This window comes from Lutimaribacter pacificus (assembly GCF_900142185.1).
Lineage (GTDB): Bacteria > Pseudomonadota > Alphaproteobacteria > Rhodobacterales > Rhodobacteraceae > Lutimaribacter > Lutimaribacter pacificus.
In genome coordinates this window covers 817,613-841,559 of the sequence record NZ_FQZZ01000001.1, presented here as the reverse complement: position 1 = coordinate 841,559, position 23,947 = coordinate 817,613, and the positions used below count along the sequence as shown (strand labels likewise).

28 protein-coding genes are annotated in these 23,947 nt (G+C 66.1%); all 28 read right to left on the bottom strand.

Annotated features, from left to right (window positions below; all coding sequences use genetic code 11):
- Positions 1–23: 23 nt before the first annotated feature.
- The 28 genes from nuoN to F3H87_RS04025 all read right to left on the bottom strand — a co-directional run bounded on the left by nuoN (position 24) and on the right by F3H87_RS04025 (position 23,868).
- A complete protein-coding gene (gene nuoN / locus F3H87_RS04160) occupies positions 24–1,463 on the bottom strand; it encodes an NADH-quinone oxidoreductase subunit NuoN (RefSeq protein WP_149786304.1) in 1,440 nt (479 codons plus the stop codon).
- A gap of 12 nt (positions 1,464–1,475) precedes the next feature.
- Positions 1,476–3,020, bottom strand: a complete 1,545-nt coding sequence (locus F3H87_RS04155; RefSeq protein WP_149786305.1) for an NADH-quinone oxidoreductase subunit M — start codon at positions 3,018–3,020, stop codon at positions 1,476–1,478.
- On the bottom strand, positions 3,020–5,113 hold the full coding sequence (nuoL, locus tag F3H87_RS04150; protein ID WP_149786306.1) for an NADH-quinone oxidoreductase subunit L: 2,094 nt from the start codon (positions 5,111–5,113) through the stop codon (positions 3,020–3,022). Before nuoL ends, F3H87_RS04155 begins: the two co-directional genes overlap by 1 nt.
- Positions 5,114–5,118: 5 nt before the next feature.
- Entirely contained in the window at positions 5,119–5,424 is a 306-nt protein-coding gene (nuoK, locus tag F3H87_RS04145; RefSeq protein ID WP_009157946.1) for an NADH-quinone oxidoreductase subunit NuoK, read from the bottom strand.
- A 72-nt stretch (positions 5,425–5,496) separates the two neighbouring features.
- Entirely contained in the window at positions 5,497–6,105 is a 609-nt protein-coding gene (locus F3H87_RS04140) for an NADH-quinone oxidoreductase subunit J (protein ID WP_149786307.1), read from the bottom strand.
- The gene (locus F3H87_RS04135; protein ID WP_149786308.1) at positions 6,102–6,509 is read right to left on the bottom strand and encodes a carboxymuconolactone decarboxylase family protein; all 408 of its coding nucleotides are present in this window, start codon (positions 6,507–6,509) and stop codon (positions 6,102–6,104) included. Before F3H87_RS04135 ends, F3H87_RS04140 begins: the two co-directional genes overlap by 4 nt.
- The gene (gene nuoI / locus F3H87_RS04130) at positions 6,506–7,000 is read right to left on the bottom strand and encodes an NADH-quinone oxidoreductase subunit NuoI (protein ID WP_149786309.1); all 495 of its coding nucleotides are present in this window, start codon (positions 6,998–7,000) and stop codon (positions 6,506–6,508) included. The genes F3H87_RS04135 and nuoI overlap by 4 nt, the downstream gene beginning before the upstream one ends.
- Before the next feature lie 12 nt (positions 7,001–7,012).
- The gene (nuoH, locus tag F3H87_RS04125) at positions 7,013–8,044 is read right to left on the bottom strand and encodes an NADH-quinone oxidoreductase subunit NuoH (RefSeq protein ID WP_149786310.1); all 1,032 of its coding nucleotides are present in this window, start codon (positions 8,042–8,044) and stop codon (positions 7,013–7,015) included.
- Between the two features lie 8 nt (positions 8,045–8,052).
- Positions 8,053–8,463, bottom strand: coding sequence for a hypothetical protein (locus F3H87_RS04120; protein WP_149786311.1), 411 nt, complete (start codon positions 8,461–8,463; stop codon positions 8,053–8,055).
- The gene (gene nuoG, locus F3H87_RS04115) at positions 8,463–10,445 is read right to left on the bottom strand and encodes an NADH-quinone oxidoreductase subunit NuoG (RefSeq protein ID WP_149786312.1); all 1,983 of its coding nucleotides are present in this window, start codon (positions 10,443–10,445) and stop codon (positions 8,463–8,465) included. The genes F3H87_RS04120 and nuoG overlap by 1 nt, the downstream gene beginning before the upstream one ends.
- 6 nt (positions 10,446–10,451) lie before the next feature.
- Complete coding sequence (locus tag F3H87_RS04110) at positions 10,452–10,853, bottom strand: DUF5333 domain-containing protein (RefSeq protein WP_149786313.1); 402 nt, start codon at positions 10,851–10,853, stop codon at positions 10,452–10,454.
- A 103-nt stretch (positions 10,854–10,956) separates the two neighbouring features.
- On the bottom strand, positions 10,957–11,295 hold the full coding sequence (locus F3H87_RS04105; protein ID WP_149786314.1) for a hypothetical protein: 339 nt from the start codon (positions 11,293–11,295) through the stop codon (positions 10,957–10,959).
- Between the two features lie 13 nt (positions 11,296–11,308).
- Positions 11,309–12,607, bottom strand: a complete 1,299-nt coding sequence (gene nuoF / locus F3H87_RS04100) for an NADH-quinone oxidoreductase subunit NuoF (RefSeq protein ID WP_149786315.1) — start codon at positions 12,605–12,607, stop codon at positions 11,309–11,311.
- A gap of 4 nt (positions 12,608–12,611) precedes the next feature.
- Positions 12,612–12,833, bottom strand: coding sequence for a DUF5337 domain-containing protein (locus F3H87_RS04095; RefSeq protein ID WP_149786316.1), 222 nt, complete (start codon positions 12,831–12,833; stop codon positions 12,612–12,614).
- Positions 12,834–12,845: 12 nt separating this feature from the next.
- The gene (locus tag F3H87_RS04090; protein ID WP_149786317.1) at positions 12,846–13,478 is read right to left on the bottom strand and encodes a hypothetical protein; all 633 of its coding nucleotides are present in this window, start codon (positions 13,476–13,478) and stop codon (positions 12,846–12,848) included.
- A 32-nt stretch (positions 13,479–13,510) separates the two neighbouring features.
- Complete coding sequence (locus tag F3H87_RS04085) at positions 13,511–14,686, bottom strand: NADH-quinone oxidoreductase subunit E (RefSeq protein ID WP_149786318.1); 1,176 nt, start codon at positions 14,684–14,686, stop codon at positions 13,511–13,513.
- Entirely contained in the window at positions 14,686–14,964 is a 279-nt protein-coding gene (locus F3H87_RS04080) for a hypothetical protein (protein WP_149786319.1), read from the bottom strand. The genes F3H87_RS04085 and F3H87_RS04080 overlap by 1 nt, the downstream gene beginning before the upstream one ends.
- Before the next feature lie 160 nt (positions 14,965–15,124).
- Positions 15,125–16,345: an NADH-quinone oxidoreductase subunit D gene (locus F3H87_RS04075; RefSeq protein ID WP_149787099.1), complete on the bottom strand. Its 1,221-nt coding sequence runs from the start codon at positions 16,343–16,345 to the stop codon at positions 15,125–15,127.
- Entirely contained in the window at positions 16,345–16,548 is a 204-nt protein-coding gene (locus tag F3H87_RS04070) for a hypothetical protein (protein WP_223227955.1), read from the bottom strand. The genes F3H87_RS04075 and F3H87_RS04070 overlap by 1 nt, the downstream gene beginning before the upstream one ends.
- Positions 16,545–17,156, bottom strand: coding sequence for an NADH-quinone oxidoreductase subunit C (locus F3H87_RS04065; protein ID WP_149786320.1), 612 nt, complete (start codon positions 17,154–17,156; stop codon positions 16,545–16,547). The genes F3H87_RS04070 and F3H87_RS04065 overlap by 4 nt, the downstream gene beginning before the upstream one ends.
- Positions 17,153–17,770 (bottom strand): NuoB/complex I 20 kDa subunit family protein, encoded by a 618-nt coding sequence (locus F3H87_RS04060; protein ID WP_149786321.1) that lies wholly within the window; start codon positions 17,768–17,770, stop codon positions 17,153–17,155. The genes F3H87_RS04065 and F3H87_RS04060 overlap by 4 nt, the downstream gene beginning before the upstream one ends.
- Complete coding sequence (locus tag F3H87_RS04055) at positions 17,761–18,126, bottom strand: NADH-quinone oxidoreductase subunit A (protein WP_149786322.1); 366 nt, start codon at positions 18,124–18,126, stop codon at positions 17,761–17,763. Before F3H87_RS04055 ends, F3H87_RS04060 begins: the two co-directional genes overlap by 10 nt.
- Before the next feature lie 375 nt (positions 18,127–18,501).
- A complete protein-coding gene (locus F3H87_RS04050; RefSeq protein WP_149786323.1) occupies positions 18,502–19,284 on the bottom strand; it encodes a crotonase/enoyl-CoA hydratase family protein in 783 nt (260 codons plus the stop codon).
- A gap of 28 nt (positions 19,285–19,312) precedes the next feature.
- A complete protein-coding gene (locus tag F3H87_RS04045; protein WP_149786324.1) occupies positions 19,313–20,167 on the bottom strand; it encodes a hydroxymethylglutaryl-CoA lyase in 855 nt (284 codons plus the stop codon).
- Positions 20,160–20,810: a glutathione S-transferase family protein gene (locus F3H87_RS04040; protein ID WP_149786325.1), complete on the bottom strand. Its 651-nt coding sequence runs from the start codon at positions 20,808–20,810 to the stop codon at positions 20,160–20,162. Before F3H87_RS04040 ends, F3H87_RS04045 begins: the two co-directional genes overlap by 8 nt.
- Complete coding sequence (locus F3H87_RS04035; protein ID WP_149786326.1) at positions 20,807–21,469, bottom strand: glutathione S-transferase family protein; 663 nt, start codon at positions 21,467–21,469, stop codon at positions 20,807–20,809. The genes F3H87_RS04040 and F3H87_RS04035 overlap by 4 nt, the downstream gene beginning before the upstream one ends.
- Entirely contained in the window at positions 21,466–23,418 is a 1,953-nt protein-coding gene (locus F3H87_RS04030) for an acetyl/propionyl/methylcrotonyl-CoA carboxylase subunit alpha (RefSeq protein WP_149786327.1), read from the bottom strand. The genes F3H87_RS04035 and F3H87_RS04030 overlap by 4 nt, the downstream gene beginning before the upstream one ends.
- Positions 23,419–23,448: 30 nt before the next feature.
- A complete protein-coding gene (locus tag F3H87_RS04025; protein ID WP_149786328.1) occupies positions 23,449–23,868 on the bottom strand; it encodes an ASCH domain-containing protein in 420 nt (139 codons plus the stop codon).
- Positions 23,869–23,947 lie beyond the last annotated feature (79 nt).

Below are 23,947 nucleotides of genomic sequence, written 5' to 3'. Positions count from 1 at the left end.
GCCGCATCCGATATGCCGCAAGCTCAGTTGACAAGCGTCGCCGCCGCGGCCGCCGCCGCGCCTTCGATGCCGAAAAGGTTCACGATACCCAGCACCATGATCGCGGCCGAGCCCATCAGGCAGACCCACAGGACCGGCGCGCGCCCGGTTTCCAGCGTCTCGCCCTCTTCGCCGAAATACATGTAATAGACGATGCGCAGGTAGTAGAACGCACCGATGGCCGAGGCCACGGCCGAGGCCACCACCAGCCACACCATGTCCGCATCCAGCGCCGCGCGCCACACGCCCAGCTTGGCGAAAAAGCCCAGCATCGGCGGCACGCCGGCAAGGCTGAACAGCAGGATCAGCATGGCCAGCGCCCGGCCCGGTTCGCGCCTGGCATAAAGGTTCAGCGCCGAGATTTCGGTCACCGGCTGACCGTCCTTTTCCATCGACAGGATGAAGGCGAAGGTGCCCACGTTCATCGTGACGTAGATCGCCATGTAGATCAGCATCGCCTCGACCCCCATTGCGGTGCCGGCGGCAAGGCCGATCAGGGCATAGCCCATATGCGCGATGGACGAGAACGCCATCAGCCGCTTGATGTTGGTCTGCCCGATCGCGGCGATCGCGCCCAGGAACATCGACAGCACCGCCAGCATGGCGATGATCTGCCCCCAGTCGGCCGCGACGCCGCCAAAGGCGTCATGCATCACGCGGGCGAACAGGCCCATCGCCGCGACCTTGGGCGCGGTGGCGAAAAAGGCGGTAACGGGCGTGGGCGAGCCTTCGTAGACATCGGGTGTCCACATGTGGAAGGGCACCGCCGACACCTTGAATGCCAGCCCCGAGATCACGAAGACAAGGCCGAACAGCAGGCCAAGCGGCGTCTGCCCCTCGCCCGCGGCGGCGATGATGCCGGAAAACAGCGTCGTGCCGGCAAAGCCGTAAATCAGCGAGGCACCATACAGCAGCAGCCCCGAGCTGAGCGCGCCGAGGATAAAGTATTTCAGCCCCGCCTCGGTCGATTTCATGCTGTCGCGCCGCAGCGAGGCGACGACATACAGTGCCAGCGACTGCAGTTCCAGCCCCATGTAGAGCGCGATCAGGTCGCCCGCGCTGACCATCACCATCATCCCGACCGAGGCCAGCGCCACCAGCACCGGGTATTCGAACCGCAGCATGCCGCGCCGCGCCATGTAATCCTGGCTCATCACCAGCACCACGGCCGCGCTCAGCAGGATGGTGACCTTGGCGAACCGGGCAAAGGCGTCGTCGTGGAACATGCCGCCGAACCCGACATTCGTTCCGCCGCCCACAAAGGCGATCCACAGCGCCACCAGCGCCATGAGGCCCGCGGTGACCCATGTCAGCAGCCCCGCCATGCGATCCTTTCCGGTATAGACCGATGCCACCAGTGCGCCCATCGCAAAGACCGAGATGACGATTTCCGGCAGGATAATGTTCAGATCAGCCTGGATCATGTCGTCTGTCCTTTACTCGGCTTGGGCGACCTGGGTGGCGGATGCGCCATCGGCCAGGGCCATGTCATAATTCTGGATCAGCGCCTCGACCGAGGGGCCGATGATGTCGGTCACCGCCGCCGGGTAGACCCCCAGCCACAGTGTCATCACCACGAGCGGCGCAAAGATCGCCTTTTCACGGGCGGTCATGTCGCTGATCGTCTTCAGGCTTTCCTTGATCAGGTCGCCAAAGACCACGCGGCGATAAAGCCACAGCGCGTAAGAGGCCGACAGGATCACGCCCGAGGCCGCGACCACCGCAACCCAGGTGTTGACCTGGAAGATCCCCATCAGCGTCAGGAACTCGCCGACAAAGCCGCTGGTGCCCGGCAGGCCGACATTCGCCATGGTGAAGAACATGAAGATCAGCGCATAGGCCGGCATCCGGTTGACCAGACCGCCATAGGCGTCGATCTCGCGCGTGTGCATCCGGTCATAGATGACGCCGACGCACAGGAACAGTGCCCCCGAGATGAAGCCGTGGCTGAGCATCTGGAAGATCGCGCCGTCGATACCCTGCTGGTTCGCGGCGAAGATGCCCATCGTCACATACCCCATATGGGCGACCGAGGAATAGGCGATCAGCTTTTTCATGTCCTCCTGCACCAGCGCGACGAGGCTGGTATAGACGATGGCGATCACGCTCATCCACAGAACCAGCGGCGTCAGCACATCCGCCCCCACCGGGAACATCGGCAGACTGAAGCGCAGGAAGCCGTAGCCGCCCATCTTCAGCAGGATCGCGGCCAGCACGACCGAGCCCGCGGTGGGCGCCTGCACGTGGGCGTCGGGCAACCAGGTATGCACCGGCCACATCGGCATCTTCACCGCGAAGCTGGCGAAGAAGGCCAGGAACAGCAGCGTCTGCAATCCGCCGACAACCTGGATGCCCAGCACGCTGAAGCTTTCCGAGCCGAAGGTGTGGTTCATCAGCGTCGGGATATCGGTGGTGCCGGCATCCGCATACATCGCCACCATCGCCACCAGCATCAGTACCGAGCCGAGGAAGGTATAGAGGAAGAACTTGAAGCTGGCATAGATCCGGTTCTTGCCACCCCAGATCCCGATGATCAGGAACATCGGGATCAGCCCGGCCTCGAAGAACAGGTAGAACAGCACCAGGTCCAGCGCCATGAACACGCCCAGCATCAGCGTTTCCAGCATCAGGAAGGCGACCATGTATTCCTTGACCCGGGTGTTCACCTCCCAGCTGGCCGCGATGACCAGCGGCATCATGAAGGTGGTCAGCAGTACGAACAGCACGCTGATCCCGTCGACGCCCATCTTGTAGGTCAGGCCCATCAGCCATTCGCGTTCTTCCACGAACTGGAAGCCGGTATCGGCGGGGTCGAACTGCGCCAGGATGAACAGCGACACCAGGAAGGTGACCGAGGTCGCAATCAGCGCCAGCCACTTGGCGTTGCGCTGCGCCGCGGGATCGTCGCCGCGCAGGAAGATCGCCAGGATCGCCGCCGCAATGGCGGGGATGAAGGTGACGATGGAAAGAAGGTTGTCCATTACTGCGCCCCCCCGCTGAGCGACATCCAGGTCACCAGCACCGCGATGCCGATCACCATCCAGAATGCATAGGTAAAGATGTAGCCCGACTGCGCGCGCCCCGCGAGGCGGGTGAAGAACGGGATGACCCCCATCGACACGCCGTTGATCGTGCCGTCGATCACGTTACCGTCGCCGCGCCTCCACAGCAGGCCGCCCAGTTTCCGGGCCGGCTGCACGAAGACGACATCATAGATTTCGTCGAAATACCACTTGTTCAGCAGGAACAGGTAAAGCGGCCGCTGGGTTTCCGCCAGGCGGCGGGGCATCGCCGGGTTGACGATGTAGAACCAGTAAGCGGTCAGCAGCCCAAGGACCATGGCGATGAACGGGCTGATCTTGACCCATGTCGGCACCGCGTGGGCATCGTCCAGAACATGATTGTCGGCGGCCATGTGAATGGCACCCTCGCCCGGGGCGCCGGTCAGCACGTAGTGGTGCTCGCCCCCGGCCGCAGCCTCGTCGCCATGTGCGGCCTCTTCGTCCTGCGCGGCCTCTTCGCCATGCGCCCCGGCCTCGGCGTAGGGCACGCCAAAGAACTTGCCGATGCTGTCGGTGTGGCCGAAGAAGCTGTTATACCAGACCATCCCCGAAAAGATCGCGCCGATCGCCAGGACGCCCAGCGGCACCAGCATGACATTGGGGCTTTCATGGGCGTGCTCGTGGGTGTGCTTGTCGCCGCGCGGCTCGCCCCAGAAGGTCAGGAACATCAGCCGCCAGCTGTAGAAGCTGGTGAACAGGGCCGCGATGACCAGCATCCAGAAGCCATAGCCGCCATTGGTCCCGGCAAAGGCGCTTTCGATCACCGCGTCCTTGGACAGGAACCCGGCGAAACCGATGGTGGTCAGCGGAAGGCCGACGCCGGTGATCGCCAGCGTGCCGATCAGCATCGCCCAGAAGGTCACCGGGAACTTCTTGCGCAGCCCGCCATAGTTCCGCATGTCCTGTTCGTGGTGCATCCCGTGGATGACCGACCCGGCGCCGAGGAACAGCATCGCCTTGAAGAACGCGTGCGTCAGCAGGTGGAACATCGCCACCGAATAGACACCCACGCCGGCCGCCACGAACATGTAGCCGAGCTGCGAACAGGTCGAATAGGCAATCACGCGCTTGATGTCGTTCTGCACAAGGCCCACGGTCGCGGCAAAGAACGCGGTGGTGGCGCCGATATAGACGATGAACGTCTTGGCCTCGGGCGCGTATTCGAAAAGCGGCGACATCCGGCAGACCAGGAACACGCCCGCCGTCACCATCGTGGCGGCGTGGATCAGCGCCGACACCGGCGTCGGGCCTTCCATCGCGTCGGGCAGCCAGGTGTGCAGGAACAGTTGCGCCGATTTGCCCATGGCGCCGACGAACAGCAGAACCGCCACCAGGTTGGCCGCGTTCCAGTCGCGCCAGAGGAAGGTCAGCTGCGTTTCGGCCAGTTGCGGCGCGGCGGCGAACACGTCGTCCAGCCTGATCGAATCGACCAGGAAGAACAGCGCTGCAATGCCGAGGATAAAGCCGAAATCCCCCACCCGGTTGACCACGAAGGCCTTGATCGCTGCCGCGTTGGCCGACGGTTTCTTGTAGTAGAACCCGATCAGCAGGTACGAGGCGACGCCCACGCCCTCCCAGCCAAAGAACATCTGCACAAGGTTGTCCGCCGTCACCAGCGCCAGCATCGCGAAGGTAAAGAACGACAGGTAGGCGAAGAAGCGCGCCTTGTAATGCTCGTCCTCTTTCCAGGCGTGGTCATGCGCCATGTAGCCGAAGGAATAAAGATGCACGAGCGCCGAGACACTGGTCACCACGATCAGCATGATCGCAGTCAGCCGGTCCAGCCGGATCGCCCAGGCGGTATCGAGCGTGCCCGATCGGATGAAATCCAGGATATGGATCTGCTGCGTGACGCTGGCATCCAGCGTCAGGAACACCAGCCAGGACAGCGCGCAGGACAGAAACAGCAGGCCGGTGGTCACCCACTGGGCCGCGGTCTCGCCGATCAGGCGCCAGCCGAAACCAGCGATCAGGGCCCCGATCAGGGGTGCGAATAGGATGATCTGTGCCATGATCGTTACCCCTTCATCACGTTGACGTCTTCGACGTCGATGGTGCCGCGGTTACGGAAGAAACAGACGAGGATCGCCAGCCCGATCGCCGCCTCGGCCGCGGCCACGGTCAGCACGAAAAGGGTAAAGACCTGCCCCACCAGATCGCCCAGAAAGCTTGAGAAAGCGACAAGGTTGATGTTCACCGCAAGCAGCATCAGCTCGATGCTCATCAGCAGGATGATCACGTTCTTCCGGTTCAGGAAAAGCCCGAAGATCCCGATGACGAACAGCGTCGCCGCCACGGTTAGGTAATGCTCAAGTCCGATCATCATGTCCGTCCCATCGTCTGTCCGGTTCTGTGTCCGGGCGCCATCGGCGCGCCGGTCCGGTTCATATCGTCGTCAGAGGCCCTGCCCCGGTTTCACGTCCCGCAGTTCCATCGCCTTGGCCGGGTCCCGATACATCTGCGCCAGCACGTCCTGCCGCTTGACGTCCGCGCGATGGCGCAGCGTCAGCACGATCGCCCCGATCATCGCCACCAGCAGGATCAGCCCGGCAAGCTGGAAGATCAGGAAATACCGGTCATACAGCAGCAGCCCCAGCGCGGCGGTGTTCTCGATCCCGTCGGGCGCGGGCGCGGCGCGCGCGGCCTCGGCTCCCGTGGCGCTTTCCCAGGCGCCGAAGGCGATGCCGAGCTGCATCAGGAACACCAGCCCGATCAGCAGCGCCAGCGGCATGTATTTCGCCATCTCGGCCTTCAGCTCCGAGAAATCTACATCCAGCATCATCACCACGAACAGGAACAGCACCATCACCGCGCCCACGTAGACGATCACCAGCAGCATCGCCACGAATTCCGCCCCCAGCAGCACGAACAGCCCCGCCGCGGACAGGAAGGCCAGGATCAGCCACAGCACCGAATGCACCGGGTTGCGGCTGATCACGGTGAACAGCCCCCCGACGATCGCGCAGATGGCGAACAGGTAGAAAGCCAATGCGACAATGGTCATGTCTCGTCGTCCTTTCCTTCGTCCATCACCTCGCGCGCAAGCTCCATCGCGCGGGTCATGGCGGGTATGCCGGCAAACATCGACATCTGTGCGATGGTCTCGGCGATTTCATCCTTGGTGGCCCCGGCCTCGCGGGCGTGGCGCACGGTCATGCGGAACGGCGTATCCGCCTGCGCGCCCTGCATGGTCAGCCCCGCCAGCGTCAGCAAGAGCCGCGTCTTGGCATCCAGCCCTTCCTTGCTGATGCCCTTGCCGAACCACAACTCCATCGCGTCCTTCGGCATGGTCGGCCACAGCTTTTCGAACCCCTTGGGGCTGAACGTCTCAAGCGCAGGGTTGAAGGCCTTCGCCATCTCCTGTGCCTGGGCCATCATCAGCTCGAAAGGGGTTTTCGCATCACTCATCTGTAAGGCGCGTCCAGTTCGAGGTTGCGGGCGATCTCGGCCTCCCAGCGGTCGCCGTTCTCCAACAACTTGGCCTTGTCGTAAAACAGCTCTTCGCGGGTTTCGGTGGCGAATTCGAAATTCGGCCCCTCGACGATGGCATCCACCGGGCACGCCTCCTGGCAGAAGCCGCAATAGATGCATTTCGTCATGTCGATATCGTAGCGCGTGGTGCGGCGGCTGCCGTCCTCGCGCGGTTCGGCGTCGATGGTGATTGCCTGCGCGGGGCAGATCGCCTCGCACAGCTTGCAGGCGATGCAGCGCTCTTCGCCGTTGGGATAGCGGCGCAGCGCGTGCTCGCCCCGGAACCGCACCGACAGCGGGCCCTTTTCATGCGGATAGTTGATCGTCACCTTGGGGGCGAAGAAATACCGCAGGCCCAGCCTGAAGCCCTTGAAGAAGTCGGTCAGCAGGAAATACCCCACCGCGCGTTTGTAGTCGATCTGCGTCATCTGCAAGCTCCCTCAGCTCCAGCGCGCGAACGCGCCCCAGAACCATTCGAATTTCGCCGCGAAGGCCACGAAGACGACCCAGAACAGGCTCATCGGCAGGAACACCTTCCAGCCCAGCCGCATCAGCTGGTCGTAGCGGTAGCGCGGGGTGATCGCCTTGACCATCGCAAAGATGAAAAAGACGAACAGCATCTTCAGAACCATCCACAGGAACCCGTCGGGCAGCCCCGGAATGGGCGACAGCCAGCCGCCGAAGAAAAGCAGGCTGACCAGCGCGCACATCAGCACCACAGCCACCAGTTCGCCGATCATGAACAGCAAGAACGGGGTCGAACTGTATTCGACCTGGTAGCCCGCCACCAGTTCCGATTCCGCCTCGGGCAGGTCGAAGGGCGGGCGGTTGGTTTCCGCCAGCGCCGAGATGAAGAACAGGAAAAGCATCGGGAAATGCGGCAGCCAGTACCAGTTGAACAGGCCCAGGTCACCGCCCTGCGCGCGCACGATGTTGGACAGGTTCATCGACCCGGTCGAGATGATCACCCCGATGATGATCAGCCCGATGCTGACCTCATAGGAAATCATCTGCGCGGCAGACCTCAGCGAGCCGAGGAACGGGTATTTCGAGTTCGAGGCCCAGCCGCCCATGATCACGCCGTAAACCTCAAGCGAGGAGATCGCAAAGACATAGAGGATCGCCACGTTGATATCCGACAGCACCCAGCCCTCGTTGAAGGGGATCACCGCCCAGGCGATCAGCGCCATCACGAGGCTGATCATCGGCGCCAGCAGGAATACCGCGCGGTCGGCCCCGGCGGGGAACACGACCTCCTTGACGATATACTTGATGAAATCCGCAAAACTCTGCAGCAGACCGAAGGCGCCCACCACGTTGGGCCCCCTGCGCATCATGACCGCCGCCCAGACCTTGCGGTCGGCATACATCAGGAATGCCAGCGCCACCAGCAACGGCACGATCACCAGAAGGATCTGCGCGACGATGACAAGAAACATGCCCAGATAGGTGTTGGTAAAGAATTCGACCATTTTGTCCTCTACACCGTCGGTATTCCGTTTTCCCTGCAGGCCGCGACAACCACCTCTGCGTCGATGGTCCGCGTCCCCCTCGGCAGCGCGGGCGAGATCGTATAGACCGCATCGCCCGCCCAGGCCCCGTTCGTCTCATCCACCGTGGTGCGCACGTGCCGCGCAAAGCCGTAGCCGCGGATCAGCGTGTATTGCGCCGCGGCGCATTCGGCATAGGCCGTCACGTCCCCGGGTCCGCGCGCGCCGCGCATCGCCACGATGAAATTCACCAGCTCGCCATCCAGCAGCCGTGTCTCGACCCCGTCATAGACCGCGCCATCGGGGGCGGCCAGGCGCATTGCACCGCCCTCGCCCTCCGAGGCCACGCAGCCCGCCAGCACCGCGCCGGCGAGGGGGGATATGACAACGGCCGCCCGCATCACTCGGCCGCCAGCCCCATGTTGCGCGCCCTGGCATTGGCGCTGAGTTCGGCCATCAGCGCGCTGGCCCGCGCGATCGGGTTGGTCAGGTAGAAATCGCCGATCGCGTTGCGGAAATCCGCATCGCCCAGCTTGTCCCCGGGCAGCGGCTGCCAGTCGTTTTCCGGCACCTCGTCGATCTGCGCCAGGTGCGGCACCGCCGCCACCAGCGCCTGCCGGAGCTGCGCCAGGCTGTCCCAAGGCTGCGTCGCGTCCAGCTCGCCCGACAGGGCGCGCAGGATGGCCCAGTTTTCCTTGGCCTCGCCCGGTGCGAACCCCGCGCGCAGCGCCAGTTGCGGGCGGCCCTCGGTGTTGACGAACAGGCCCTGTTCCTCGGGATAGGCCGCGCCGGGCAGGATCACGTCGGCGCGATGCGCGCCCCGGTCGCCATGGCTGCCCTGGTAGATGACAAAGGCGCCCTCGCCGATCTCGACCTCGTCGGCGCCGAGGTTATAGATCACGTCGGCCTCGCTCACCGCGTCCATGCCGCCCGCGTTGGTGGCATCCACATCCATCGCCCCCACCCGCGACGCGGCGGTGTGCAGCACCAGCATCCGGCCGGTCAGCGCCTGCGCCGCGGCCAGAACGGCGGCGCCGTCGGCCTCGCGCAGGGCGCCCTGCCCGACGATCACGATGGCACCGTCCTGCGGCTTCAGCTTCGACAGCGCCGCGCGGCCGGTGCCGGCATGGGTCACATCATAGGTCAGGTCTGCCGCCGCACCCACGACGACCACCTCGGCGCCCTTGATCCACGCCTTGCGGATACGCGCGTTCAGCACCGGCGCCTCGTCGCGCGGGTTGGTGCCGATCAGGATGATCTGTTTCGCGCTGTCGATATCCTCGATGGCCACGTTGCCGACATAGCCCGAGCGGTTGCCCGCGGGCAGCCGCGCCCCGTCGGTGCGGCATTCCACGATACCGCCCTGCCCCTCGACCAGTTGCTTGAGCGCGAAGGCCGCCTCGACCGGCACCAGATCGCCCACGATCCCGGCCAGTTTCGACGCCGCCCCGATCCGCTCCGCCGCGACACCCAGCGCCTCGGGCCATGTGGCCGGGCGCAGCTTGCCGTTCTCGCGGATATAGGGGCGGTCCAGCCGCTGCCGGCGCAGCCCGTCCCAGACGAAACGCGTCTTGTCGGAAATCCATTCCTCGTTCACGCCGTCATTGTTGCGCGGCAGGATGCGCATGACCTCGCGCCCCTTGGTATCGACGCGGATATTCGACCCCAGCGCATCCATCACGTCGATGGTTTCGGTCTTGGTCAGTTCCCACGGACGGGCGGTAAAGGCATAGGGCTTGCTGACCAGCGCGCCCACCGGGCACAGGTCGATGATGTTGCCCTGCAGGTTGCTGTCCAATGTCTCGCCCAGATAGGCGGTGATCTCGGAATCCTCGCCCCGGCCGGTCTGGCCCATCTGGGTGATGCCCGCCACCTCGGTGGTGAAGCGCACGCAGCGGGTGCAGGAAATGCAGCGCGTCATGTGAGTTTCCACAAGCGGCCCGAGGTTCAGGTCGTCCACCGCGCGCTTGGGCTCGCGGAAGCGGCTGAAATCGACGCCATAGGCCATCGCCTGGTCCTGAAGGTCGCATTCGCCGCCCTGGTCGCAGATCGGGCAATCCAGCGGGTGGTTGATCAGCAGGAATTCCATCACCCCTTCGCGGGCCTTCTTGACCATCGGGCTGTTGGTCTTGACCACCGGCGGCTGGCCCTCGGGGCCGGGGCGCAGGTCGCGCACCTGCATCGCGCAGGAAGCCGCGGGCTTGGGCGGGCCGCCCACGACCTCGACCAGACACATGCGGCAGTTGCCCGCGATCGACAGCCGTTCGTGGTAGCAGAAGCGCGGCACCTCGATTCCGGCCTCCTCGCAGGCCTGGATCAGGGTCATCGCCCCTTCCACCTCGATCTCGTTACCGTCGATGATGATCTTGCGGAGGTCTGTCATGGCTCTTCACTTCGCTTTCAGAAAGGCGCCGATCTGGCTGCCCTGCTTGATTTCGCGGCGACCCAGCTTGCACAGGTCACGGTCGTTTTCGGGGTTCAGGCCCTGCGCCCGGACATAGGCCCTGCCCCGTTCGCGCATCCGGGCCTTCTCGGCCTTGCTGTCGACATAGGCCTCGATGGCCGCGTCGGAATACCCCAGCTCGGTCGCCCGCGCCCTGAGCTGCCACAGGTAGGACAGCCCGCGCAGGGTGCGGGGGGCGATGCTGTCGCAGCGGTCGCTGATCTCGATGGCCAGCGCCACCCACAGCATGTTGTCGTCGATCTCGGACACCTCGCGCAGCGGCGGCAGCGCGGCGGCCGACGTCGTCACGATCGAGGCCGAAAGGGCAAGCGCGGGAATCATCTGCATGACACGCCCCCCTTGCCCCGCAGACAGCGGCCGCCCACGGCAAAGGGCACGGGCGCGCGGCATGTGGCGCCGGCCCGGTCAACCCCTTGATATGCGGCGGTTTTCACCATCCTGCGCATTGTCCTTTCAGGATCAGGTCGCCATCCGCAACCTGCAGGTCCGCATCCTCGACATCGGGGCCCTGGCTCCAGCTCATGCGGGAATTGCCGAAATTCTCGATGCAATGCTGCACCGCCTCGTAACGCCCCGCCTCGCGGGCGCCGGCCAGCGATTTCGCCGCGTCCCGCACCTCGACCGAGAAATTGCGCTTGTCCTCCTTGTCGGCGGACAGCGACGCGCGAAACGCGACCCCGTCAAAGGTCTGCCGGTCATCGGACAGCGTGCCGCAACCGGCCAGCGCCAGCCCCGACAATCCCAGCAGGATCACGATGCGCGTCACCATGCCCCGGCCCCCGTCACTCTGCCGCGACCGCGCTGATGCGGCCGGTTTTCTGTGCCTTGATGCGATCCTCGATCTCATCGCGGAAATTGCGGATCAGGCCCTGGATCGGCCAGGCCGCCGCATCGCCAAGCGCGCAGATCGTGTGCCCCTCGACCTGCTTGGTCACGTCGAACAGCATGTCGATCTCTTCCACCTCGGCCTCACCGCGCACCAGGCGGTCCATCACCCGCATCATCCAGCCGGTGCCTTCGCGGCAGGGCGTGCACTGGCCGCAGCTTTCGTGCTTGTAGAATTTCGACAGCCGCCAGATCGCCTTGATGATGTCGGTGTCCTTGTCCATCACGATCACCGCCGCGGTGCCCAGGCCCGAGCCCAGTTCGCCCCGCAGGTAATCGAAATCCATGATCGCGTCCTTCATCTTTTCGCCGCGCACGCAGGGCACCGACGATCCGCCCGGGATCACCGCCTTGAGGTTGTCCCACCCGCCCCGGATGCCGCCGCAATGCTTTTCGATCAGTTCCTCGAAACCGATCGACATCGCCTCTTCGACGACGCAGGGGTTGTTGACGTGGCCCGAGACCGCGAACAGCTTGGTGCCCGCGTTGTTCTGGCGCCCGAAACCCGCGAACCACGACGCCCCACGGCGCAGGATCGTCGGCACGACGGCGATGGATTCCACGTTGTTCACCGTGGTCGGACAGCCGTAAAGCCCCGCCCCCGCCGGGAACGGCGGTTTCATCCGCGGCATCCCCTTCTTGCCTTCCAGGCTTTCCAGCAGCGCGGTTTCCTCGCCGCAGATATAGGCGCCCGCGCCGTGATGCAGGAACAGGTCGAAATCCCAGCCCGACCCGGCGGCGTTCTTGCCCAGCAGCCCCGCGTCATACGCCTCGTCGATGGCGGCCTGCAGCGCCTCACGCTCGCGGATATATTCGCCGCGAATGTAGATATAGCAGGTATGCGCCTGCATCGCGAAGGACGCGATCAGGCAACCCTCGATCAGCGTGTGCGGATCGTGGCGCATGATCTCGCGGTCCTTGCAGGTGCCGGGCTCGGATTCGTCGGCATTCACCACCAGGTAGGCCGGGCGCCCGTCGCTTTCCTTGGGCATGAACGACCATTTCAGCCCGGTCGGGAACCCCGCGCCGCCGCGTCCGCGCAGCCCGCTGGCCTTCATCTCGTCGATGATCCAGTCGCGGCCCTTGCCGATGATGCCGGCGGTGCCGTCCCAATGCCCGCGGGCCTGCGCGCCCTTGAGCGAGCGGTCATGCATCCCGTAGATATTGGTAAAGATCCTGTCTTCGTCCTTCAGCATCCGCTTACCTCTGGTCGTTTTGGCGCGCGCGCCAGATTTGGTAGATCATCACGATGGCCAGCACGAAACCGGCCAAGGCGATCAGGTCAAAGAGCGCCCGCGTGCGGTTGCTCCACCCCATTTCGGCCCCGATGAGGGTGGCCAGAACCCAGAACACGCCGGTGCCCGCGATGACAAGGGCGGTGATACGCCCCTTGCGCGCCTGCTGTTGTTCCGGCTCGGCCATTCCCCACCTGTGTCAGTACACGTCGCCATCATCGACGCGCTTCGAAAACTCGGTTTCACCACCTGCCGCCAGAACCCCGGCCTGCGCGACCCAACCGTCGCGGCTGACCCGGCCCCGGAACCCGGTCAGGTTGGCGTCGACCCAGGCCACCTCCTCCGCGGTCCAGCCGGCGATCTGGTCGAAGTGATAGAACCCCATCCCGTTCAGCATCGTCTCCAGCTTCGGACCGATGCCCTTGATTTCCTTCAGGTTGTCCGCCTTGCCGCCGCGCGGGCCGCTCAGCGTTCCGGGCTTGCGGCCCTCGGCCGCGCCGTCCTGCGCGCCGCCCTTGTCATGCCCGGGCGCATCGGCTGCCGGTGCCGGTTCCGGGGCGGCCGGGGCAGCGGCTGCAACAGGCGCGGCGGCGGGTGCCGGTTCGGCCACGGGGGCGGCAGGCGCGGCCGCAGCCGTATCCCCCGCCTTGCCGCACAGGATCGCGGGCAGGACGAAGCCGAGCAGAACGCACAGCAGCACGGCGACCAGCAGGGCCGGCAACAGCCCCCAGCCCGCCAGCGTGACAAGCAGCACCAGCACCAGCACGGCCAGCACCGCGGCCAGAGCCCATGTTTTCTGCCGGCAGGTATACCCGATCGCCCCGTTGCTCATCTCACCTCTCCCCGTTCATAAAGGTTCGCGTCTCAGTAGACGTCCCCCTTCTTAACACGGGTCGAGAATTCCGTCTCGCCCCCTGCCGCCAGCGTCCTGGCCTGCGCGACCCAGCCGTCGCGGCTGACCCGGCCCCGGAACCCTTCGAGGTTCTGATCGACCCAGGCCACCTCGTCCGCGGTCCAGTTCGCAATCTGGTCGAAATGATAGAATCCAAGCCGATGCAGCAGCGCCTCGAGCTTGGGCCCAACGCCCTTGATCCGCTTGAGATCGTCCGGCCCGCCCTCGCGCGCCGCCGGCAGCGCCTCGGGCTTCTTGCCTGCGGGCGCATCCTCCGAAGGTTTCGGCGCCGGGGCGGCCTTGGCCCGGGCGACGGGCTTGGCCTTGGTCCGGGCCGGGGCTTCCTGCTTCTGGATGCCGGTTTCGTCGGCGGTATGCCCGTTCGAGCGGTCGGCCGTATCGGCGCCGGTGCCCTTGCCCGCCGGCGCCTTGCCCGGTGTCTTCGACAGCCACGGCGTCAGGATCGGCACCTCGGTGCCGTCGATGCGCTTGACCGTATCGCCCAGGTCCACCGCGCGCTGCGCGCTGGCGTTATACTGGGTGCGGCCGCTGTCGAACTCCTTGAGGCTGGTCAGCCCCGACAGCGGCTCGGACGCATAGCGCCCGTTCTGCGGCCCCGGCACCGGCACGCGGCCGGCGCGCAGTTCCTCGATGATCTGGCCGAATTTCTCGGCGGTCAGATCCTCGTAATAATCCTTGCCGATCTGGGCCATCGGGGCGTTGGCGCAGGCGCCCAGGCATTCGACCTCTTCCCAGCTCAGCTTGCCATCCGCCGACAGCTCATGCGGGTTGGCGGCGATCTTTTCGCGGCACACCGCGATCAGGTCCTCGGCGCCGCAGATCATGCAGGACGTGGTGCCGCAGACCTGGATATGCGCGACCGATCCGACCGGCTGAAGCTGGAACATGAAATAGAAGGTCGCCACCTCGAGCGCGCGGATATGCGCCATGCCCAGCATGTCGGCCACCGCCTCGATCGCCGGGCGGCTCAGCCAGCCCTCCTGCTCCTGCGCGCGCCACAGCAGCGGGATGATCGCGCTGGCCTGGCGGCCTTCGGGGTATTTGGTGATCTGCGCCTCGGCCCATTTCCGGTTTTCGGGCGTGAAGGCAAAGCTTTCCGGCTGTTCGTGGTAAAGACGACGCAACATCAGGCACAGGCTCCGGTGGTCAGAACGATCCCGCCCTCTTCCAGGCTTTCGGCCTGGTCCGCGGCGAGCTTGTATTTTGCGATATCGAGCACCTGCTCGCGGGTCAGCCCCGTCTGCAGCTCGACCGGGAGGTAATCGGATTCCGTCATCAGCCTGCAGCCGACCGACGCCACGGCGGCGTCGAACTCGGCGATATTCTGCGCGCTGACGCCCTGCGGGGGAATCGCGCAGGCGGCCAGCAGGCCGAGCGTTGCCAGGACGGCGAAGTGACGGGTCATGCGGCCCCTCCCTTGAACTGGACGAATGCGGCGATGCCGCTGACGGCACCGGCGGCAGGACCATGCTGCCGAACGCGGCCACGGGACGCCGGCGCGGCCAGCAGGCCGGAAAACGCAGCCCCCGCGACACACAGGACTATGACCACCGAAACCAGCGTCATTACCGGTCAATCTCCCCGAACACGACATCGAGCGAGCCGAGGATCGCCGAGGCATCGGCCAGCAGGTGCCCGCGGCAGATATGATCCATCGCCTGCAGATGCGGATAGCCCGGCGCGCGGATCTTGGCGCGGTAGGGCCGGTTCGACCCGTCGGCCACGAGGTAGACGCCGAATTCGCCCTTGGGCGCCTCGACCGCGGCGTAAATCTCGCCCTCGGGGACGTGGAAGCCCTCGGTATAAAGCTTGAAGTGATGGATCAGCGCCTCCATCGAGCGTTTCATCTCGCCGCGCTTGGGCGGGGTGATCTTGCCGCGCGCCAGAATATCGCCCTGGTTTTCCGGCATCCGCAGCTTGTCGCAGGCCTGGCGGATGATATGGGCCGACTGGCGCATCTCTTCCATCCGGCACAGGTAGCGGTCATAGCAATCGCCCTTGGTGCCCACGGGGATCTGGAACTCGAACTCGTCGTAGCATTCATAGGGCTGCGCGCGGCGCAAATCCCACGCCAGCCCCGAGCCGCGCACCATCACCCCCGAGAAGGCATAGTTCTGGATATCCTCCTCGGTCACCACGCCGATATCGACGTTGCGCTGCTTGAAGATGCGGTTTTCCGTCAGCAGTTCGGAGATATCGTCCAGCACCTTCGGGAACACCTCGGCCCAGGCGTCGATATCGTCGATCAGTTCGGGCGGCAGATCCTGGTGCACACCGCCGGGCCGGAAATAGGCCGCGTGCAGGCGCGCGCCGCAGGCCCGCTCGTAAAAGATCATCAGCTTCTCACGCTCTTCGAAGCCCCAGAGCGGCGGGGTCAGCGCACCCACGTCCATCGCCTGCGTGGTCACGTTCAGCAGGTGGTTCAGGATGCGCCCGATCTCGCAATACAGCACCCGGATCAGCGACGCGCGGCGCGGCACCTCGACCCCGGTCAGCTTTTCGATGGCCAGAACCCAGGCATGTTCCTGGTTCATCGTGCCGACGTAATCCAGCCGGTCGAAATAGGGCAGGTTCTGCAGGTAGGTCCGGCTTTCCATCAGCTTTTCGGTGCCGCGATGCAGCAGGCCGATATGCGGATCGCAGCGTTCCACGATCTCGCCGTCCAGCTCCATCACCATGCGCAGCACGCCATGCGCGGCCGGGTGCTGCGGGCCGAAATTGATGTTGAAATTGCGGATCTTCTGCTCGCCCGTCTGGGCGTCTTCGAAACCTTTGGAGCCGTCCATCATGCGGTGCCTCCGTCGATCTTGTCCTTGAACGCGATGACCCAGAGCAGGACCAGCGCGACCAGCGGGATCACGGCAAAGATCGCCACCCAGTTCGGAATGGCGAACCGCGCCAGCAGCCGCCAGAACGGCACCACCACCAGCGCGGCCATGATGATGAAGAACAAGAAGCCGCCGCCGCCCATGCCATAACCACCCATCATCCCTTGGCCTCCTCACCTTTTTCGTCGCCGGGAAGGATGTATTCGGCACCCTCCCACGGGCTCATGAAATCGAACTGGCGATATTCCTGCACCAGCTTCACCGGCTCATAGACGACGCGTTTCAGCGCCTCGTCATAGCGCACCTCGGTATAGCCGGTGGTCGGGAAATCCTTGCGCAGCGGATGGCCGCGAAAGCCGTAATCGGTCAGGATGCGGCGCAGGTCGGGATGGCCGGTGAACAGGATGCCGAACATGTCGAACACCTCGCGCTCGAACCAGTCGGCGCTGGGATGCGTGGCGGTGACCGACGGCACCGTCTCGTCCTCGCGCAGCGCCACCTTCAGGCGGATGCGGTGGTTCTGGTACATCGACAGGAAGTGATAGACCACGTCGAACCGCTTGGCCCGCTCGGGCCAGTCCACGGCGGTGATGTCCACCAGGGTCGAGAACTTGCAGGTCGGGTCGTTTTTCAGGAACTCGACCAGCCCGGCGATATTGGCCAGCGCCACGTCCATGGTCAGCTCGCCGTTTTCGATCCGCCAGCCAAGCACGCAGTCGGGCCGCTTCAGTTCGATATGGGTGGCCAGTTCGGTCAGTGCCTCGGTCATCGTACGATCGTCCCCGTGCGGCGGATTTTGCGGGCCAGTTGCAGGATGCCGTAGAGCAGCGCCTCGGCCGTCGGCGGGCAGCCCGGCACGTAGATGTCGACCGGCACGATCCGGTCGCAGCCGCGCACCACGCTGTAGCTGTAGTGATAATACCCGCCGCCGTTGGCGCAGGAGCCCATCGAGACCACGTAGCGCGGTTCGGGCATCTGGTCATAGACCTTGCGCAAAGCCGGGGCCATCTTGTTGGTCAGCGTGCCGGCCACGATCATCACGTCCGACTGGCGCGGGCTGGCGCGCGGCGCGATGCCGAACCGTTCGGCATCGTAGCGCGGCATCGAGGTGTGCATCATCTCGACCGCGCAGCAGGCGAGGCCGAAGGTCATCCAGTGCAGCGACCCGGTGCGCGCCCAGTTGACCAGGTCCTCGGACGCGGTCAGCAGGAACCCCTTGTCCTGCAATTCGCGGTTCAGCGCCTGGGTGGCAACCTCCTTGTCGCCGCCCGCCGCATAGGCACCATAGGGCGACAGGGCAGAAGGCCCCGATTTCACGCGGGCGTCCTGCAGGCCGTCGCCCTGCACGTCGGTGACAAGCGGTTTGTCGTCGCTCACTCCCATTCCAGCGCCCCCTTCTTCCACTCGTAGGCAAAGCCGATGGTCAGCACGCCCAGGAACACCATCATCGACCAGAAGCCGACCATGCTGACATCCTTGAACGCCACCGCCCAGGGAAACAGCATCGCAATCTCCAGGTCGAAGATGATGAACAGGATCGACACGAGGTAGAACCGCACGTCGAATTTCATCCGCGCATCGTCGAACGCGTTGAACCCGCATTCGTAGGCGCTGACCTTTTCGGGATCGGGGTTGCGTACCGCCAGAACGATGGCGGCAAGGATCAGGACAAGACCGATAACGATGGCAAGCCCAAGGAAAATGAGGATGGGAAGGTATTCCCGCAGCATCTCTTCCACGGAACGGCTCCTTTCAGACACGCGATGGCGTGCGTCCTGCTGGCGACAGTGTCTCAGGCGCGGGTTTACTCCTGCCCCATGGCAGGGTCAACCGAGAGGGGATCACATTCAAAAATCTGAAACTATTGCGGATTTGCCTTTGTATACAGCCGCACACCGGCCGTATCCGCGCCGCCGGACCCATCCCGGCAGGGATTTTTCCCACGGATTGCGCGTATTTTTTCGGCAGTGCAGCACCGCGCGAGTCGCGGGCCGTCCCCGCCCCCGGCCCGCCCGGCAGCAGGCCGGGCGGTTCTGTCGCATCGGCGCGCGCGGCACGCGCTGCGGCAAAGCCCCGGAATCCGACTCGCCCGCGCGGCGTACCCCGGCCCCGGCTCAGGCCATCCAGCCGGGTTTGCGCTTGTCGAAAAACGCGCCGATCCCCTCGGGCGCCTCGTCGCCTTCCCAGCAGGCGACCAGTTCGCCGACGGTGTGGCGGATGGTGTCCTCGTCGATCACCGGGCCCAGGCGGCGCAGCAGCGCCTTGGCCCGCGCCACAGCACCCGGCGCGCAGGACAGGTAGGGCACGACCTCGGCCTCGATGGCCGCGTCCAGATCCTCGGGCTGCACGACCCGGGCCAGCAGGCCCAGTTCCACCGCCTCTTCGGCGACGAAGCGGCGGCCCGACATGAACACGCGCCGCGCCTTGGCCTCGCCCATCCGGGCGCAGACATAGGGGCCGATGGTGGCCGGGATCAGGCCCAGCCGCGTTTCGGTCAGCGCCATCTGCACATCCGGCGTGCCGATGCAGACATCGCAGACGCTGGCCATGCCCAGCCCGCCGCCGAAGGCATTGCCCTGCACCCGCCCGATCAGCGGCTTGGGCAGCGTGTTCAGCGCCTGCAGCATCCAGGCCAGCTTGCCCGCCTCCTCGCCGCGTTCCCCGGGCGTGGCGGCCATCTGCGCCTGCATCCAGGCCAGGTCGCCACCGGCGCAAAACGTCCGCCCGCGCGCTGCCAGCACCACCACGCGCACGCTGTCGTCGGCGGCCAGCTCCGCCGCCGCCGCCGTCATCTGGGCGATCATCCCGCCCGACAGCGCGTTATGCTTGTCCGCGCGATCCATCCACAGATGCGCCACCCCGCGCGTGTCGCGCTCGATCGTGATAAGCTGTTCCACCGAAATCCCTCCGTTTCATCCCTGCGGCTTACGCGCCGCGCATCGCCCGCGCCATATCCGCCCCGCGCGACAGCACCTCGCGGTCCAGCCCGGTGTCGAAGCCAAGCGCCACCAGCCGGTCATGCACCGCCTCGGTGGCCACGTTGCCCTCGGCCCCCGGCGCATAGGGGCAACCGCCCAAGCCCCCCACGGCGGCGTCGAAAACGCGCAGGCCCTTGTCCAGCGACACCTCGATATTGGCCAGCGCCCGGCCGCTCGTGTCATGGTAATGTCCGGCCAGGCGGCTGGCCGGCACCACCTCCAGCACCGCGTCCAGCATCGCGGCGATGGTTTCCGGCCTGCCCTGCCCGATCGTGTCGCCCAGGCTGATCTCGTAGCAGCCCATCGCATCCAGCCTTGCGGCCACCTCGGCCACCTTTTCCGGCGGCGTCGGCCCGTCGAAGGGGCAGTCCGTCACGCAGGAGATATAGCCCCGCACCGGCAGCCCCGCCGCCTTCGCCGCCTCGGCCACGGGGGCGAAGCGCGCAAGGCTTTCCTCGATCGTGGCGTTGATATTGGCCTTGGAGAACCCTTCCGAGGCCGCGCCGAATATCGCCACCTCGTCGGCACGCGCGGCGATGGCGCGCTCCAGCCCCTGCATGTTGGGCGTCAGCGCCGCGTAGGAAACGCCGTCCGCCCGCGCGATCCCGGCCAGCACCTCGGCGCTGTCGGCCATCTGCGGCACCCATTTCGGGCTGACGAAGCTTGCCACCTCGATCCGCCGGAACCCGGCCGCGCTCAGGCAATCGACCAGCGCGATCTTGTCGGCGGTCGGGATCTGGCGCTTTTCGTTCTGCAACCCGTCGCGCGGGCCCACTTCGAAAATTTCGACATAGTCAGCCATTGGGCACCTCGTAGAATTCCTGTGAAAACATCCGTACCGCATCCGGCGCGGGCAGTGCTGCCGCGAAACTGTCGCGCCCGGTGATGCGGGCGTACCAGGCGGTCAGCTCGGGGCGGTCATCCGTCGCAAGGAAATGCCGCGCCATGTAGACGGCCTGCCCCACCGCGATATCGCAGGCGGAAAAGCCGCTGGTCAGCAGGTAGTCGCGGTTTTCCACCGGGGTCGACAGCCGCCCCTCGATCGCGTCATAGCACAGGGCCAGCCGTGCCAGTTCGTCCCGCATCATCTGCGTCTGGCCCACCGCATAAGCCCGCCGCAGGATGTCCACGCAGCCCGTCACCGTATCGGCGAAATGCAGCCAGACCAGCCAGGTCATCCGGTCGGGATCGCGCGGCGCGCGGCCAAGCCCGCGTTCGGGGAATTTCTCGCACAGGTATTCGATGATCGCCGTGGCCCCGAACATCCGCTCGCCCTCGATCTCCAGCGCGGGCACGCGGCCCGCCGGCGACAGCGACAGGAAGGCCGGATCGCGCAGGGACCGGTCCGGCGCATGCGGGGCGACGGCGAACTCAACCTCAAGCTCGCCCAGCAGCCACAGCACCCGCATCGAGCGGCTTTGCGGCACATGGTGCAGCGTGATCATGCGCCCCCCTCCGCCAGGCAGGGCGGCATCGTGGCGATGAAACCGGGGCGGGCGGCGATCCGGTCAAGCCATGCGCTCAGCGCCGTGCGCTGCCCCGTCAGCCGCGCGGCATCGGGCACCGCGTTGAAATAGGCCAGCATCGGCGCCAGCATCAGGTCGGCCAGCGTCAGGCCCTGCCCGGTCAGCACCAGCCCCTCGCCCGCGACCTGCTCCAGCGCGTCCAGCACCAGCGGCGCGCGCGACAGCCCCGCCTCCAGCGCCGCCCGGTCCGCGTCCTGCCCCGCGCGCGGCAGGTAATACCCGTTGGAGAACACCTGCCGGACCAGCGGCCAGTAAACCTGCGTGGTCACCACAGACATCACCTGCGCCATCCGCGCCCCGGCGCGCGGAGCGGCCGGCGTCAGGTCGGCCCCGGCCTGCAGCCGGTCGAGATAGCGCAGGATCGCCGGCGTTTCATAAAGGGTGAAATCGCCATGCCGCAACACCGGCACCAGCCCGAAAGGATGCACCCCGCGCAGGGCCGCGGCCCCATCGGGGGTGAACGGGTCCACCTCTTCGCTGCGTGCAGGCAGACCCGTCTCGGCCAGCGCCCAGCGCACCGCCCAGGTATAGACGCTGTCGTGAAATCCGATCAGGGTCAGATCGCCCGCCTCCGTCACGCCGCCGCGTCCTCCTCCTCGTCCTCCAGCCGGATCAGCGCCGCACCCGCCTCGACCTGCGCACCCGCCTCGACCAGCAGTTCGGCCACGATACCGTCGCGCGCCGCCAGCAGCGAATGTTCCATCTTCATCGCCTCCAGCACCGCCAACCGGTCGCCCGCGCTGACCGCCTGCCCGGCCCTGGCAAAGACCGCCTTGACCAGCCCCGGCATCGGCGCCTCGATCAGGTTGCCGCCCGCCCCTGCCGCTGCCGCGCGGTCCAGCGGGTCGATCACGTGAAAGCCAAGCCCCGCATCGCGGAACAGCGTCACCAGATCGCCGTTGCGCACCGCGGGCGCCGCCGACACCCCGTCAAAGACCCAGCCGCCGACGCCGCGCCGCGCGGCCAGTTCGGTATCGCCCACTGTCACAAGGGCGCTGTCCGCGTCGCGCAGCGCGACGCGCACCGCCTGCTCGTCCTCGCCGAACCGCAGGGTGACGCTGCGCAGCATCGGCGCCCACAGGCTGAACCCGGCATCGTCCGGCAGATCGCCGTCAAGCCCCAGCGCCACCAGCGCCGCCTGCGCCCAATCGGCCGGGCCGGGCGCCGGCACCTGCACCAGCGCATCCAGGTCGCGCGCGATCAGCCCGGTATCGACCTCGCCCGCGGCAAAGCCCTTGTGCGCGCAGAGCGCCGACAGGAAGCCGAGATTCGTCACCGTGCCCGCCACCTGCGTATCCGCCAGCGCCGCCCGCATCCGCGACAGCGCCACGTCGCGGGTGGGCCCGTGGGTGATGATCTTGGCGATCATCGGGTCGTAGAACGGGCTGATCGTATCGCCCCTGCGCACCCCGCTGTCCGACCGCGCGCCTTGCGGAAATTCCAGATGCGCCAGCGTGCCGGTCGCGGGCAGGAACCCCTTGGGCACGTCCTCGGCGTAAAGCCGCGCCTCAAAGGCATGGCCGTCTATCGCCAGGTCCTCCTGCCGCGCGGGCAGCGGCTCGCCCGCGGCGACGCGCAACTGCCATTCCACAAGGTCGATGCCGGTGATCGCCTCGGTCACCGGGTGCTCCACCTGCAGGCGGGTGTTCATCTCCATGAACCAGAACCCGTCGGTGCGCAGGCCGCGGCTGCCGTCGACGATGAATTCCACCGTGCCGGCCCCGGCATAGCCGATCGCCTCGGCCGCGCGCACGGCGGCCTGCCCCATCGCGGCGCGCATCCCGTCCGTCATGCCGGGCGCGGGCGCCTCCTCGATCACCTTCTGGTGGCGCCGCTGGAGCGAACAGTCGCGCTCGAACAAATGCACCGCGCGGCTGCCGTCGCCAAAGACCTGCACCTCGATATGGCGCGGTTTCTGGATGTATTTCTCGATCAGCACGTCGGGGTTGCCGAAGGCGGTGCGCGCCTCGCCCTGCGCGCTTTCCAGCGCCTCGATGAAATCCTGCGGCCGCTCGACCAGCCGCATCCCCTTGCCGCCACCGCCCGCGACCGCCTTGATCAGCACCGGATAGCCGATGGTATCCGCCGCGCCCGACAGGTGTTCGGGGTCCTGGTTCGACCCGTGATAGCCCGGCACGACCGGCACGCCCGCCTCTTCCATCAGCGCCTTGGCCGCGTCCTTGAGGCCCATCTTGCGGATCGCCTCGGCCGACGGGCCGATGAAGGTCAGCCCCGCCGCCACGACCGCGTCGACGAAATCGGGGTTTTCCGACAGGAACCCGTAACCGGGATGGATCGCCTGCGCGCCGGTGGCCTGCGCCGCCGCGATGATCGCATCGCCGCGCAGGTAGCTGTCGGCCGGGGCCGAGCCGCCGATATGCACCGCCACATCCGCCGCCGCCACATGGGCCGCCGCCGCATCCGCATCGGAATAGACGGCCACCACGCGCACCCCCATCGCCCGCGCCGTCTGCGCCACCCGGCAGGCGATCTCGCCCCGGTTGGCAATCAGGATCGTGTCAAACATCCGTCTCTCCATCGTCATACGTCTTCATTCTCATTTCCCGAAATCCTCGACCACGCGAAATGTCTCGACCACCATCATAGCATCGGGCGCGAAATGGCCCGCGCGGGTCAGATACGCCTCGTACCCCGCGCGCCAGTGCGCCAGATCGCGAAACTCACCCTGCGGCGGGATGCGTCCTTCGTCCATCCGGTCGAAGCGGATGCGCTCGACCTTCACCGTTTCGACCGCCAGCGCCGGTGCGCCCTCCCAGTCGAGCGCGATATCGATGCGCCCCGTTTCCGGCAACGCCTCGCCGCGCGCTTCGAACGCGGCCAGGGCGTCGCACGTCATTGTCTTTGTCCCCGCGCGCACCAGCGCCAGTATCTCGGCGTTCAGCGCGGCGCTGTCGCCATAGCGAAAGGACACCGCACCGGGATACCGCGCCAGGACAGCCGCCAACGGGTCGGTCATCGGCCCCCACCCTTCATCGTTCCGCAAATACTCCCGCCGGAGGCGTCCCGCCCCCGCCGCCCTCGCCACACCGGGCATG